Here is a 14,083-nt window from a genome sequence, read left to right on the forward strand (position 1 = left end):
CGGGGGGTCAGCGGCGACGCGAACGCCGCTAAAGGGCGAGGGGGTTGGGCCGATGTTTCTCGGCACCCACACTCCACGCCTGGACGAAAAGGGCCGGTTGATCCTTCCGGCGAAGTTCCGGGACGAGTTGGCGGGGGGTGTCGTGATCACCAAAGGGCAGGATCGCTGCCTCTACGTCTTCCCCACCCCCGAGTTCCAGCGGATCGCCGACCAGTTGCGCGCGCAGCCGATGACGAACAAGGCGGCCCGGGCCTACAGCCGGGTCTTCTTCGCCAGCGCGCACGACGAGGTCCCCGACAAGCAGGGTCGGGTCACCATCCCGGCGCACCTCCGCTCGTACGCGGCGCTCGACCGGGACCTGGTGGTGATCGGAGCGAGCACCCGGGTGGAGATCTGGGACCGGGCGGCCTGGGAGACCTACCTCGCCGAGAGCGAAGACGACTTCGCCGACATCGAGGAGGGGGTGCTGCCCGGCGGTCTGTAGGGCGTGGCGACGCCCGGCGTACGGCGAGATCTCCAGCCGCTTTCGAGTTCCTGGCACCCCTTCCCCGGTGCCAGGCGCACGATCTTCTCTCCGGGTCCGCGGTCCGGGGCGGGGCGGGAGCGGATGGGGATCTGGCGGTACGACGGTACGGCGTCGTCCGACGAGCAGGGCGCGGAACAGACAGGACGTTTTCAACCAGTGGGGGTCGACATGGGGGAGCTACGCGGCACGCACGTGCCGGTGCTGCTCGAGCGGTGTCTCGAGTTGCTGGCCCCCGCGCTGGACCGGGGCGGTCGTACGGTCCACGTCGACGCGACGCTGGGTCTGGCCGGGCACGCCGAGGCGGTGCTGGAACGGCATCCGCACACGGTGCTGATCGGCCTGGACCGGGACACCGAGGCCCTGGCGCACGCCCGGGTCCGGCTGGCCCGGTTCGCCGACCGGATCCACCTGGAGCACGCCGTCTACGACGAGCTGCCCGAGGTGCTGGAGCGGCTGGGTTATCCGGGCATCGACGGGGTGCTGTTCGACCTCGGGGTCTCCTCGTTGCAACTCGACGCGCCCGACCGCGGGTTCGCCTACGCCCAGGACGCGCCGCTGGACATGCGGATGGACCAGACCCGGGGGGTGACCGCCGAGGAGGTGGTCAACACCTACCCGCACCCGGACCTGGCCCGGGTGCTGCGGGTCTACGGCGAGGAGAAGTTCGCCGGCCGGATCGCCTCGGCGATCATCCGGGAGCGTGAGCGGGGCCGGATCACCTCCTCGGCCCGGCTCGCCGAGCTGGTCAGGGAGAGCATCCCGGCACCAGCGCGACGAACCGGGGGACACCCGGCCAAGAGAACGTTTCAGGCTTTACGGATCGAGGTAAACAGGGAGCTGGCAGTGCTGGAGACGGCGCTGCCGGCCGCTCTCGACACGCTCGACGTGGGCGGTCGCATGGTGGTCCTGTCCTACCACTCGTTGGAGGACCGGCTCACCAAGCAGGCGTTCGCCGACCGGGTCCGCAGTAAGGGCCCGGTCGAACTCCCGGTGGAACTGCCCGGGTCGGGTCCGACGTTCCGGCTGCTCAGCCGGGGCGCCGAACTCCCCGGGGAGGCGGAGGTCGCCGCGAACCCACGGGCCGCCTCGGTGCGGCTGCGGGCCGCGGAGCGACTCGACCCGACCACCGGTCAGCGGGGGACCGACCGCGAACGGTCCCGCCGACGGGTCAGGGCGATGCACCAACCGGGCACCGGGTCGACGGCGGGTTCCACAGTGGATCCGGCGGCACCGCCGGGGGACGGCAGAGAGACGGACGAAGAGGGGGAGGGGACATGAACGTCAACAAGCGCGACGGCCGGGACGCGGTCGTCGGGCAGCGCGCACCGCGGTCGGGGGGCCGGACCACGGCGCAGCGCACCGGCATGACGGCGGACCCCGCCGGTCGGCAGGGGGAGACTCGCGCCCGGGGGGCGCGCGAGTTCCCCACCCAGGGCAGTGCCGCGCTGCGGCCGGCCGAGAAGCCGGCGGCCCGGGAGGCCGTCACCGACGCCGGGTCGCCCCGGCTGCGGGTGGCGCCACCGCCGCCGGTCCGGGTGCCCCGGGCGCCGTTCGCGGCGCTGATCGTGGTGCTCGTGATCGGCGGGGTGCTCGGCATCCTGGCGATCAACACGAAGATCAACGAGAACGCCTTCAAGCTCCAGCAGCTCCAGCAGCAGCAGGCCCGCCTCGACGTGGACGAGCAGCAGCTCAACAAGCAGATCGAGGAGGCCAAGGCGCCGGGCAACCTGACCGCCGAGGCCCGCAAGCTGGGTCTGGTCGAGGCCGGCGAGCCGGCGTACATCCGGCTGCCGGACGGCCGGCTGATCGGGGTGCCGCAGCCGGCCGACGGTCAGCCGGCGATCACCAGCCAGCAGGGCAACGGGGGGTAACACCCGTGCCACCGAGGTCGGAGGAACCGCGCCGGGACGCCACAGGCTCCCGGCGCGGTGCTGCTCGTGGCGGGACCGGCCGGGGCGGCGAGCCGCGGACCGGGGACGTCGGGGGGATCTCCGACGCCCGGGCGTACACCCCCCGGGGGCGCACCATCCGGGAGAGCAGCGAGGAGCGGGGCGGGCAGCGCCGTACCCCGCGCGCCGGCCGCTCCGGCGACCCGTTCCGCCCGGCCCTCCAGGTGCTCGACGGTGGCCGGGCCGCCGCCAACCGGACCGGCCGCCGGGAGCCCGCCGCCGGTCGCGGCGGCGTCATCCGCACCGTGCCGCCGCGGGCCGCCCCCGACGACGACGACGAGTTCGCCGAGCCGGCGCCGCCGCGCCGCCGGCCCGGCCGTACCCCGCCGCGCCGGACCGAGGCCCCGCGCCGTACCGACCGGCCGGCCGGTCGGCGACCGGTGCGCAAGCCGCGCCGCCCGCCGACGCTCGCCGAACCGCGCCGCCGGCTCCGGCTGGGCACCATGCTGGTCCTGGCGATCTTCGCGACCATCGGCATCCGGCTGGTCTTCCTCCAGGCGGTGGACGCCCCGGCGTACGCCGGGGGCGGCGTCAACTCCCGGCTCACCCGGGTCGACCTGCCGGCCCCGCGCGGGTCGATCGAGGACCGCAACGGCGCGCCGTTGGCCCGCAGCGTCGAGGCGCGGTACGTCTTCGCCGACCCGACCATGGTCAAGGACCCGACGGCGACCGCGAAGCAGCTCTCCCCGCTGCTCGGCATCCCGGTCTCCGAGCTGGCCGGGAAGATGAAGCCACAGGGCAAGCTCCAGTTCCGGTACCTGGCCCGGGGCGTCGACATCACCCGGGCCAAGCAGATCGAGGCGCTCGACCTCGCCGGCATCGGCACCCACCGCGACGAACGCCGCGAGGTGCCCGGCGGCGACCTGGCCGCCAACCTGGTCGGCTTCACCAGCCAGGACATGGACGGCCTGGAGGGGTTGGAGGCCCGCTACGACGACGTGCTGCGCGGCCAGGACGGCCGACGGGTCTACGAGGCGGGCCTCGGCGACCTCAACGCGCCGATCCCCGGCGGCTACAGCCAGACCACCCAGGCCAAGCCGGGCAGCTCGCTGGTGCTCACCATCGACCGGGACCTCCAGTACCAGGCGCAGCAGATCCTCAGCCGGCAGATGGCCCCGACCCGGGGGGCGGTCGGCGCGGCCGTGGTGCTGGACGCCAAGACCGGCGAGGTGCTGGCCCAGGCCAGCAACCCCACCTACAACGCGGCGGCCCCGGAGCAGAGCACCCGGCCGACCGACCGGGAGGACGCGGCCACCAGCTTCGTGGTCGACCCGGGCTCGGTGCACAAGGCGATCACCTACGGCGCGGCGCTCCAGGAGGGTGTCATCACCCCGGACACCAGCCTGCCGATCGCCAACACCATCACCAGGGGCGACACCACGTTCCGCGACACCCACCCGGCCGATGGCCGGCGGATGAGCGTGGCCGGGATGCTGGCGTACTCGTCCAACGTCGGCACCATCGAGATCGCCGAGAAGCTCGGCCGGGACCGGCTGATCGACTACCAGAAGCGGTTCGGGCTGGGGCAGCGCACCCACGAGGGGATGCCGGGGGAGGCGGCCGGGCGGCTGCTCCCCGCCGACCAGTGGAGCGGTTCGTCGTACGGGTCGGTGCCGATCGGGCACAGCGTGGACGCCACCCCGTTGCAGATGGCCGCCGCGTACGCCACGATCGCCAACGACGGCACCTACGTCCAGCCACACCTGATCAAGGAGGTGGTCGGGGCGGACGGCAAGCGCACCCCGGCCACCGCCCCGGTCACCCGCTCGGTGCTCAGCCCGCAGAACGCCGCCGCGCTGCGTACCCTGCTGGAGGCGGTCACCACCGTCGACGACGCGACCGGCCTGGCCGCCGCGGTGCCCGGCTACCGGGTCGCCGGCAAGACCGGCACCGGCCTGCGCTACCTCGACGGCAAGCAGCAACCCGGCGAGGTCGGCTCGTTCATCGGGATGGCCCCGGCGGACAACCCCCGGTACGTGGTGGCGGTCTTCGTGTGGAACCCCGACGGTGGCGGCGGCGCGGTCGTCGCGCCCGCGTTCCGCGAGCTGATGGGCTTCACGCTGCGCCACTACCGGGTCCCGCCGTCGAGCGGGAAACCCCCCAAGTTCGAGGTCTTTCCGCGCTGAACGGGAACGGCGGGACATCATCGGTGAGTGCCGACGAACCACCGGGGCGGCTGTGCGGCCGGAACCGGACGACCGGGTAGGGTCTGACGCCGTGCCCGGCAATCCACGTCCCCGTACCGTGCCCGGAGTCCGGCTCGGCGACCTCGCCGACCGGCTCGCCGTCGCGTCGCCGGCGGGAGCCGCCGCCGAGGCGGTGGTCACCGGGGTGACCCACGCCAGCCAGGAGGTCCGCCCCGGCGACCTGTACGCCGCGCTGCCCGGCGCCCGCCGGCACGGCGCGGAGTTCGCCGCCGGTGCCGCCACCGCGGGCGCGGTGGCCGTGCTGACCGATCCGGCCGGTGCCGCCGCGGTCGCCGCGACGGGGCTGCCCGCCCTGGTGGTGCCCGACCCCCGGGCCGTGCTGGGCGACCTGGCCGCCGCGGTCTACGGCGACCCCACCGACGGGCTCACCGTGATCGGGGTGACCGGCACCGCCGGCAAGACCTCCACCGCCTACCTGGTCGAGTCCGGCCTGCGCGCCGCCGGCCACGTCACCGGCCTGATCGGCACGGTGGAGACCCGACTGGGCGACCTGGTGATCGACAGTGTCCGGACCACCCCGGAGGCCACCGACCTGCACGCCATGCTCGCCGCCGCGCGGGAGCGCGGGGTGACCGCGGTGGTCATGGAGGTCTCCAGCCACGCCCTGGCCATGGGCCGGGTCGGCGGGGTCCGGTTCACCGTCGGCGGCTACACCAACTTCGGCTCCGACCACCTCGACTTCCACGTCGACGCGGCGGACTACTTCGCCGCCAAGGCGAAGCTCTTCGACGGGCGCTGCCGGGTCGAGGTGCTCAACCACGACGACCCGGCGCTGCGCCCGCTGTTCACGCCGGCCACGGTCAGCTACTCGGCGGCCGGTGACCCGACCGCCACCTGGTGGGCCGACGGCGTCGGCGGCGAGGGCTACGCCCAGCGGTTCACCGCGCACGGCCCGGACGACCTCGTCCTGCCCGCCGGGGTGGCGCTGCCCGGCCGGCACAACGTGGCGAACGCGCTGCTGGCCGTCGCCAGCCTGGTGGCCGCCGGGGTCGACCCGGTGACCGCCGCCGCCGGAGTGACCGCCTGCGGCGGGGTGCCCGGCCGGCTGGAGCTGGTCAGCGGGGACGCCCCGGTGCGCGGGGTGGTCGACTACGCGCACAAGACGGACGCCGTGGTGGCCGCCCTGGCCGCGCTCCGCGAGACGGGCACCGGCCGGCTGATCTGCGTGATCGGTGCGGGCGGGGACCGGGACCGGGGCAAGCGGCCGGTGATGGGCGCCGCCGCCGCCGAGGGGGCCGACGTGGTGCTGGTGACCGACGACAACCCGCGTACCGAGGACCCGGCGACGATCCGGGCCGAGGTGCTGGCCGGGGCGTACGCCGCCGACGCCGCCGCCCGGATCGTCGAGGTGCCGGGCCGGCGGGAGGCGATCGTCGAGGCGGTCCGGCTGGCCGAGCCGGGTGACGTGGTGGCGCTGCTCGGCAAGGGACACGAGCGCGGCCAGGAGGTCGCCGGCGAGGTGCTCCCGTTCGACGACCGTACCGAGCTGGCGGAGGCGCTGCGCGTCCGCTTCGGGGACCTGGCGGGTCAGCGGTGATCCCGCTGCGCCTGGCCGAGGTCGCCTCGGCGGTCGGCGGCCGGTTGGTCGCCGTCGACGACCCGGACGCCCGGGTGACCGGCCCGGTCGAGTTCGACTCCCGCAAGGTCACCGCCGGGGCGCTGTTCGTCGCCTTCCCCGGCGAGCGGGTCGACGGGCACGACTACGCGGCCGGCGCGGTCGCCTCGGGCGCGCTGGCGGTGCTGGGCACCCGGGAGGTGCCCGGGGTGCCGATGGTGCTGGTGGACGACGCGCTGGACGCGCTGGGCCGGCTGGCCCGGGCCGTGGTGGACCGGCTGCCCGGGCTCACCGTGATCGGGCTGACCGGGTCGTCCGGCAAGACCACCACCAAGGACCTGATCGCCCAGCTCGCCGTCCGGCTCGGCCCGACGGTGGCCCCGCCCGGGTCGTTCAACAACGAGCTGGGCCACCCGTACACCGCGTTGCAGGCCACCGGGGAGACCCGCTACCTGGTGATGGAGAAGGGCGCCCGGGGCGTCGGGCACGTCCGTTACCTCTGCGACGTGGTGCCGCCCCGGATCTCGGTGGTGCTCAACGTCGGGGTGGCGCACCTGGGCGAGTTCGGCTCGGTGGAGAACATCGCCCTGGCCAAGGGGGAGCTGGTGGAGGCGCTGCCGGCCGACGGGCTGGCCGTGCTCAACGCCGACGACCCGCTGGTCGCCGCGATGGCGTCGCGCACCGTGGCCCGGGTGGTCCGCTACGGCGAGTCCGTCGACGCCGACGTCCGGGCGGTGGACGTCACCCTGGACGGGCGGGGTCGGCCGTCGTACACCCTGGTGACCCCGGAGGGGACCGCCCCGGTGCGGCTCGGCCTGACCGGCCGGCACCAGGTCTCCAACTCGCTCGCCGCGGCGGCGGTCGCCCGCGAGCTGGGTATGCCGCTGGCCGAGCTGGCGGCGGCCCTGGGCGAGCTGGGGCTGGTCTCCACCCGCCGGATGGACGTCTTCGAACGTCCCGACGGGGTGCTGGTGATCGACGACTCGTACAACGCCAACCCGGCGTCGATGGCGGTGGCGCTGCGGGCGCTGACCGGCCTGGGCGCGGGCGGGCGGACCTTCGCCGCGCTGGGCTACATGGCCGAGTTGGGCGACTACGAAGGTCAGGGGCACCGGGAGGTCGGCCGGCTCGCGGCCGAGCTCGGTGTCGACCGGCTCCTCGTGGTGGGTGAGCCGGCCGCGCCGATCCACGAGGGCGCGACAGCGGTAAGTGACTGGGGAGGAGAGTCGGTGCTGCTCACCGATCAGGCGGCGGCCGTCGAGGTGCTGCGGAGCGAGCTACGACCGGGCGACGTCGTCCTGGTGAAGGGCTCCCGGTACCGCACCTGGGAGGTGGCCGACGCGCTGCGCGTCGACGCCGCCGCGAGCGCGGGTGGTGCCGCGTGAGGGCGGTCATCATCGCCATCGGGGTGGCGTTCCTGGTCTCGCTGCTGGCCACCCCGCTCGCGATCAAGGTGTTCGCCCGGCTCAAGGCCGGCCAGCCGATCCGATCCCTCGGGCTCGCCAGCAACGAGGGCAAGAAGGGCACGCCGACGATGGGCGGCGTGGTCTTCATCCTGGCCACGGTGATCGCGTACGTCGCCGGTCACCTGGCCCTGACCACCCTGCCGGACGCGCAGATCGCCCAGGTCGAGCCGACCATCACCGCGTTGGTGCTGCTGGGGCTGATGGTCTTCTCCGGGGCGGTCGGCTTCATCGACGACTTCCTCAAGGTGCGCAAGCGGCACAGCGGCGGGCTGAACAAGCGCGGGAAGCTCTTCGGCCAGATCCTGGTCGGGGCGATCTTCGGGGTGATCGCGCTCTACTTCCCGAGCAGCATGACCGACGCCAGCGGCGCGACGACGAACACCGAGACCGTGGGCAGCACCACGCTGAGCTTCATCCGGGACATCCCGGCGCTGGAGATCGGCAAGATCGCCTCGGTGATCGTGATCATCCTGGTGGTGATGGCGGCGACGAACGGGGTCAACCTCACCGACGGCCTGGACGGGCTGGCCACCGGCGCCTCGGTGATGGTCCTGGCCGCGTACGCGCTGATCGCGTTCTGGCAGTACCGGCACTGGTGCGCCGACCCGACGTACACCGCCAACCCGAACAACTACTGCTACGCCGTCCGGGACCCGCTGGAGATCGCGTTGATCGCCGGTGCGGCGGCCGGGGCCTGCGTGGGCTTCCTGTGGTGGAACACCTCGCCGGCCCGGATCTTCATGGGCGACACCGGCGCGCTGGGCCTGGGCGGCCTGATCGCCGGGATGGCGATGTCCACCCGGACCATCCTGCTGCTGCCCATCCTGGGCGGGCTCTTCGTGATCATCACGATGTCCGTGGTGATCCAGATCATCTCGTTCCGGACCACCGGCAAGCGGGTGTTCCGGATGTCCCCGCTCCAGCACCACTTCGAGCTGGCCGGCTGGAGCGAGGTCAACATCGTGGTCCGGTTCTGGATCATCGCGGGCATCGGCGTGGCCATCGCCCTCGGCCTGTTCTACAGCGACTTCCTCGCCAGCATGGGCTGACCCCGGCGGGCCGAACCGGTCGCCGCACCGACGCTGGCGGCCGGTCGGGACGCCCGCGGCGACACCGGCGGGGGCTCCTCCTAGCGGAAGGGGCCCCCGTTCCGCATTCCGACACGCCGACCGGGCCGAACGGCAGGAACGCGCCGCCGACAGCGGCGATGATGGGCGGGTGGGGGAGGACCGAGGCACGACCGGAACGACGACGGAGACCCAGCCACGGCGGGTCGCGGGCGCGGGACGTACCGCCGACCCACCGGCGGCGCTGCCGGGGCTGGACCCGGCCGGCGGCCTGGCGGCGCTGCGTGGCCTGCTGGCCCGCCCGCTGGCCTCCTACTACCTGCTGCTGTCCAGCGCCGGCCTGCTGCTGCTGATCGGTCTCACCATGGTCTTCTCGGCCACCAGCGTGCGGGACTTCGCCGAGGCCGGCGACGCCGCGGCGTCGGTGACCAAGCAGGCGGTCTTCGCGGTGATCGGCATCGTCGCGTTCTGGGCCTGCCAGCGGCTGCCGGCCAGCACCTTCCGCTCGCTGGGCCGGCCGCTGCTCGGTGTCGCCGTGGTGCTGCTGCTGGTGCTCAACCTGCTGGTGGCGTTGGAGGCGCTGTTCGGGCTGAAGTCCCTCGGGCCGCTGCGGGCCAACCTGCTCTGGCTCTACCTCGGCCCGATCCAGGTGCAGCCCGCCGAGCTGGCCAAGCTGGCGCTGGTGCTCTGGGGCGCGCACGTGGTGGCCCGCAAGGGCGCCGCGCTGGGCTGGTGGAAGGAGTTGGCCACCCCGATCTTCCCGGTGGTCGGGCTGCTCTTCGTCCTGGTCGGCTACAACGACCTGGGCAGCATGCTCTGCCTGCTGGCGATCGTGGTCGGGCTGCTCTGGGCGGCCGGGGTGCGGCTGCGGGTCTTCGCCGTGCTGGCGTCCGTCGGCCTGCTCGGGGTCGGTCTGCTGGTCGCCGCCGCCTCGCTCGGCGCCGGCTCCGGCTCCCGCGACGCCGACAACTACCGGCTGACCCGGCTCACCTCGTTCCTCGACCCCCCCGACCCGAAGGTCTGCGTCGAGCAGCAACTGGAGGGCTGCTGGCAGATGGTCCAGGCCCGCAACGCCATCGAGCACGGCGGCTGGTTCGGCGTCGGGCTGGGCAAGAGCAGCATGAAGTTCGGCTGGCTGCCCGAGGCGCACAACGACTTCATCTTCGCCGTCATCGCCGAGGAGCTGGGCGTGGTCGGCTGCACCGTCATCCTGGTGCTCTTCGCCGTGCTGGCCTACACCGGCCTGCGGATCGCCCGCCGGGTCGCCGACCCGTTCCGCCGGCTCGCCGCCACCGCCGTCACCGCCTGGCTGGTCGGCCAGGCCGTGATCAACATCGGTGGGGTGACCAAGCTGCTGCCGCTGACCGGCGTACCGCTGCCGTTCATCTCCGACGGTGGCAGCGCCCTGGTCGTCACCCTGGCGGCCGTCGGGATGCTGGCCTCGTTCGCCCGCGCCGAACCCGACGCGGCCCGAGCCCTGCATGCCCGTCCGCCGGCCCGATGGGTCCGACTAGTCTGGGCCCCGTTGCCGCCACTTCCCGGCGCGCGGAGCCGACCGGCGCCGCCGCCGGCTGCCCGAGGGTCCGTACCCCGGTCGCGAGCGCGGCGACCCGACGACCAGGCCGCACCGCGCGGCGTCCGGCAGGACCGGACCCGGGGCGGGTCGGCGAGCGAGAGGAGACGCTGATGGGTCCGCTGCGTTCGGTGGTGCTCTGCGGAGGGGGCACAGGTGGGCACATCTACCCGCTGCTCGCCTTCGCCGACTGCCTGCGCCGACACGACCCGGGCGTCCGGATCACCTGTCTCGGCACCCCCAAGGGGCTGGAGAACGAGCTGATCCCGCCGGCCGGCTACGACCTGCGGCAGATCCCGGCCTACCAGCTTCCCCGCTCGGTCAACATGGGCCTGGTGCGCACCCCGGACCGGATGTGGAAGGCCGCCCGCGCCGCCGGCAAGGTGATCGACGAGGTCGGCGCCGACGTGGTCGTCGGCTTCGGCGGGTACGTCTCGGTGCCCGGCTACCTCGCCGCCTGGCGGCGTGAGCTGCCGATCGTCATCCACGAGGTGAACGTCCCGCCGGGGGTGGCCAACCGGCTCGGCATGAAGTTCACCAAGAACGTCGCGGTGGGCTTCCCGCACCAGCCGGCCCAGTCCGAGGTGCTGCGCGACGCCCGGGTGGTCGGCGTACCGCTGCGCCGGGGCATCGCCGGGCTGGACCGGGCGGCCCTGCGCGACGCCGCCCGCGCCCACTTCGGACTCCGCCCCGACCTGCCGGTGCTCTTCGTCGCCGGTGGCTCGCAGGGCGCCCGCTCGATCAACCTGGCGGTCTCCGGCGCGGCCAAGGAGCTGGCCCGCAACGGGGTGCAGGTGCTGCACGTGATGGGGGCCCGCAACGAGCCGGTGCCGATCCCCACCGACCTGCCGGTGCCGTACGTGGCGCTGCCCTACCTGTCCGAGATGGAGCTGGGCTACGCCGCCGCCGACCTGATGCTGGCCCGGGGCGGGGCGATGACCTGCGCCGAGGTGGCCGCCATCGGGCTGCCCGCCATCTACGTGCCGTACCCGCACAGCAACCAGGAGCAGAAGCGCAACGCGCTGCCCGTGGTGGAGGCCGGTGGCGGGCTGCTCGTTGACGACGCCGAGCTGACCCCGGACTGGCTGGAGCGCACGGTCATCCCGCTGGTCCGCGACCCGCGCCGGTTGTACGCGATGGGTGCCGCCGCCGCCGCGTACGGCCGCCGCGACGGCGACGTGGCCCTGCTCAACTTCGTCTACCAGGCGGTGGCCCGGTGAGCCGGACCACCGCGACGGGAAGGTGCCTTCCATGAACACCGTGCAGTTCACCCCGGCCGGCACCCGCACGGCGGAGGACCTGGGCCGGATCCACCTGATCGGGGTCGGTGGGGTCGGCATGAGCGGCCTGGCCCGGCTCTTCCTCACCCGGGGCCTGCCGGTCTCCGGCAGCGAGCTGCGTGAGTGGCCCTCGCTGGCCGGGCTGCGGGCGCTGGGCGGCACGATCCACATGAGCCACGAGCCGGCCAACCTCGACGGGGTCGACACCGTGGTCTACTCCTCGGCCATCCCGCAGGACCACCTGGAGATGGTCGAGGCACGCCGGCGCGGGCTGCGGGTGCTGCACCGCTCCGAGGCGCTCGCCGCCGCGATGACCGGCCGCCGCACGGTGGCGGTCGCCGGCACCCACGGCAAGACCACCACCACCTCGATGGTCACCATGGTGCTCCAGCAGGCCGGCGTCGACCCGTCCTTCGTGATCGGCGGGGAGATCTCCGAGGTGGGCTCCGGCGCGCACCACGGCACCGGCGAGCACTTCGTGGTCGAGGCGGACGAGAGCGACCGGTCGTTCCTGATCTACCGCCCGTACGTCTCGATCATCACCAACATCGAGGCCGACCACCTGAACACCTACGGTGACCTGGCCAACCTGGAGGCCACCTTCGCCGAGTTCGCCCGGCTCACCGACCCGGCGGGGTTCATCATCACCTGCGCCGACGATCCGGGTGGCCGGCGGCTGGCCGAGACGCTGCGCGCGGAGGGCCGCCGGGTCTGGACGTACGGCGAGGCGGCCGACGCCGACCTGCGGCTGACCGAGATGGCCTCGTCCGCCCAGGGGGTGCGCTACCTGGCCGCGATCGACGGCCGTTCGCTGGGCGAGATCCGGCTGCCGGTGCCGGGACGGCACATGGGGCTCAACAGCGCCTCCGCCGTGCTCGCCGCGTACCTGCTGGAGCTGCCGGTGGAGGCGGCCGAGGCGGCGCTGGCCGCGTTCCCGGGGGTGCGTCGACGCTTCGAGCGCAAGGGCGTCGCCGACGGCGTCATCGTCTACGACGAGTACGCGTACCACCCGACCTCGATGACCCTGGCCCTGCGGACGCTGCGCGAGGTGGCCGGCGACGGCCGGCTGGTCGTGGTCTTCCAGCCGTACCGGCTGTACCGGACCCGGGACCTCCAGGCGGAGATCGCCGCGGCGCTGGGCATCGCCGACGAACTGGTGCTCCTGGAGGTCTTCGGCCCCGGTGAGCTGCGCCAGCCCGGCGAGGGGTCGGCGGCGCTGGTCGAGGCGGTGCCGCTGGACGCCGCGCACAAGGTCTTCGTGGACTCGTGGGACGACGCGCCGGTCGAGGTGGCCCGGCGGGCCCGGCCGGGTGACGTGGTGGTGACCATGGGCGCCCCGCCCATCTCGCTGATGGGCGACCAACTGCTCGACGCCCTGCTCGCGCGGACCGGGGAGGCCGCCGACGGGACGGTCCTCGGCGCGGCCGTCGACCCGGACGGCGCGGCCTCCACCGCCGGATGAGCCCGGGTCCGGCGCGGGGCCGTACCGCCGGCCCGGACGGCGGCGGCCCCCGACGCGGCCCGGCACGCCGCTGGCAGCTCGTCCGGGCCGGCAGCGACGCGGTCCCGGCGTCCACCCGGCGGTTCATGGCCCGGGCCCGGCAGCGGCGGATGCGCGCCGCGCTGCCCTGGGCGATGGCCGCCGGGCTGCTCGCCGTCGCCGGGCTGGTGGCCTGGGCGGTGCTCGGCTCCGGCCTGTTCGGCGTGCGGGAGGTCCGGGTGGTCGGGGCGCGCCTGGTCACCGCCGTCGAGGTGCGTGACGCGGCGGCGGTGCCGGACGGGGTCCCGCTGGCCCGGGTGGACCTGGCCGCCACGGCCCGGCGGATCGGCGCGCTGGCCCCGGTGGAGCGGGCCACGGTCACCCGGGACTGGCCGGGCACCCTGGTGGTGACGCTGGTGGAGCGGACCGGCGTGGCCGCGGTGCCCCGGGACGGGCGGTTCGCGCTGCTCGACCGGGCCGGGGTGGTGTTCCGTACGGTGCCCCGCGCCCCGGACGGCCTGCCGGTGGTCCGGCTGGCCACCCCGGGACCGGACGACCCGGGCACCCGGGCGGCGCTGCGGGTGCTGACCGTGCTGACCCCGCAGCTCCGGGCGGTGCTCGCCGAACTCACCGTGGAGGGGTTGGCCCGGATCACCCTGACCCTGCACGGTGACCGGACGGTGTTCTGGGGCGACGCGACCCGGGGCGAGGACAAGGCGAGGGTGGCCACCGCGCTGCTCGGTCGGAAGGCCGACAGGATCGACGTGAGCGCCCCGGACGTGGTCACCTTCCGGTGAGGTCCCGGGGGAACGTGAGTCGTTACGCTCCCGACGGCGACACGCCGGAGAGGTCCTTGGCTCTCGGCGTGGAGGCGCTTACGTTGCCCCGAAGAGGATCAGTGGTTGACATAACCGTAAGCCTCTAGTAGAGGGTTAGGGTTCACCCCTGGTCCTCGCTGGTGACAGCTCGTCGACCACCGG

11 protein-coding genes are annotated in these 14,083 nt (G+C 74.1%); all 11 read left to right on the plus strand.

Annotated elements, in window-relative coordinates; all coding sequences use genetic code 11:
• The first annotated feature begins 52 nt into the window (after positions 1-52).
• The 11 genes from mraZ to ACIQG9_RS09710 all read left to right on the plus strand — a co-directional run bounded on the left by mraZ (position 53) and on the right by ACIQG9_RS09710 (position 13,900).
• Positions 53-484, plus strand: a complete 432-nt coding sequence (mraZ, locus tag ACIQG9_RS09660) for a division/cell wall cluster transcriptional repressor MraZ (protein WP_400399737.1) — start codon at positions 53-55, stop codon at positions 482-484.
• Positions 485-694: 210 nt separating this feature from the next.
• Positions 695-1,804, plus strand: a complete 1,110-nt coding sequence (gene rsmH / locus ACIQG9_RS09665; RefSeq protein WP_400400109.1) for a 16S rRNA (cytosine(1402)-N(4))-methyltransferase RsmH — start codon at positions 695-697, stop codon at positions 1,802-1,804.
• Positions 1,801-2,397: a hypothetical protein gene (locus ACIQG9_RS09670; protein ID WP_400399739.1), complete on the plus strand. Its 597-nt coding sequence runs from the start codon at positions 1,801-1,803 to the stop codon at positions 2,395-2,397. The genes rsmH and ACIQG9_RS09670 overlap by 4 nt, the downstream gene beginning before the upstream one ends.
• A gap of 5 nt (positions 2,398-2,402) precedes the next feature.
• Positions 2,403-4,601, plus strand: a complete 2,199-nt coding sequence (locus tag ACIQG9_RS09675; RefSeq protein WP_400399741.1) for a peptidoglycan D,D-transpeptidase FtsI family protein — start codon at positions 2,403-2,405, stop codon at positions 4,599-4,601.
• Positions 4,602-4,653: 52 nt separating this feature from the next.
• Positions 4,654-6,219, plus strand: a complete 1,566-nt coding sequence (locus ACIQG9_RS09680; RefSeq protein ID WP_400399743.1) for a UDP-N-acetylmuramoyl-L-alanyl-D-glutamate--2,6-diaminopimelate ligase — start codon at positions 4,654-4,656, stop codon at positions 6,217-6,219.
• Positions 6,216-7,622: a UDP-N-acetylmuramoyl-tripeptide--D-alanyl-D-alanine ligase gene (gene murF, locus ACIQG9_RS09685; RefSeq protein ID WP_400399745.1), complete on the plus strand. Its 1,407-nt coding sequence runs from the start codon at positions 6,216-6,218 to the stop codon at positions 7,620-7,622. Before ACIQG9_RS09680 ends, murF begins: the two co-directional genes overlap by 4 nt.
• Positions 7,619-8,752, plus strand: a complete 1,134-nt coding sequence (mraY, locus tag ACIQG9_RS09690) for a phospho-N-acetylmuramoyl-pentapeptide-transferase (protein WP_400399748.1) — start codon at positions 7,619-7,621, stop codon at positions 8,750-8,752. The genes murF and mraY overlap by 4 nt, the downstream gene beginning before the upstream one ends.
• A 289-nt stretch (positions 8,753-9,041) precedes the next feature.
• Entirely contained in the window at positions 9,042-10,457 is a 1,416-nt protein-coding gene (locus ACIQG9_RS09695; RefSeq protein WP_400400111.1) for an FtsW/RodA/SpoVE family cell cycle protein, read from the plus strand.
• Positions 10,457-11,563, plus strand: a complete 1,107-nt coding sequence (murG, locus tag ACIQG9_RS09700; protein ID WP_400399750.1) for an undecaprenyldiphospho-muramoylpentapeptide beta-N-acetylglucosaminyltransferase — start codon at positions 10,457-10,459, stop codon at positions 11,561-11,563. The genes ACIQG9_RS09695 and murG overlap by 1 nt, the downstream gene beginning before the upstream one ends.
• A gap of 31 nt (positions 11,564-11,594) precedes the next feature.
• Complete coding sequence (gene murC / locus ACIQG9_RS09705; protein WP_400399752.1) at positions 11,595-13,085, plus strand: UDP-N-acetylmuramate--L-alanine ligase; 1,491 nt, start codon at positions 11,595-11,597, stop codon at positions 13,083-13,085.
• Positions 13,082-13,900, plus strand: coding sequence for a cell division protein FtsQ/DivIB (locus ACIQG9_RS09710; RefSeq protein ID WP_400399754.1), 819 nt, complete (start codon positions 13,082-13,084; stop codon positions 13,898-13,900). Before murC ends, ACIQG9_RS09710 begins: the two co-directional genes overlap by 4 nt.
• Positions 13,901-14,083: the final 183 nt, after the last annotated feature.

Origin of the sequence: Micromonospora sp. NPDC092111, assembly GCF_044755745.1 — a bacterium.
Taxonomy (GTDB): domain Bacteria; phylum Actinomycetota; class Actinomycetes; order Mycobacteriales; family Micromonosporaceae; genus Micromonospora.

Coding starts and splice junctions, on each gene's coding strand:
- murC (WP_400399752.1), top strand. CDS start 11,595: ATGAACACCGTGCAGTTCACCCCGGCCGGCACCCGCACGGCGGAGGAC.
- mraZ (WP_400399737.1), top strand. CDS start 53: ATGTTTCTCGGCACCCACACTCCACGCCTGGACGAAAAGGGCCGGTTG.
- ACIQG9_RS09710 (WP_400399754.1), top strand. CDS start 13,082: ATGAGCCCGGGTCCGGCGCGGGGCCGTACCGCCGGCCCGGACGGCGGC.
- rsmH (WP_400400109.1), top strand. CDS start 695: ATGGGGGAGCTACGCGGCACGCACGTGCCGGTGCTGCTCGAGCGGTGT.
- ACIQG9_RS09670 (WP_400399739.1), top strand. CDS start 1,801: ATGAACGTCAACAAGCGCGACGGCCGGGACGCGGTCGTCGGGCAGCGC.
- murG (WP_400399750.1), top strand. CDS start 10,457: ATGGGTCCGCTGCGTTCGGTGGTGCTCTGCGGAGGGGGCACAGGTGGG.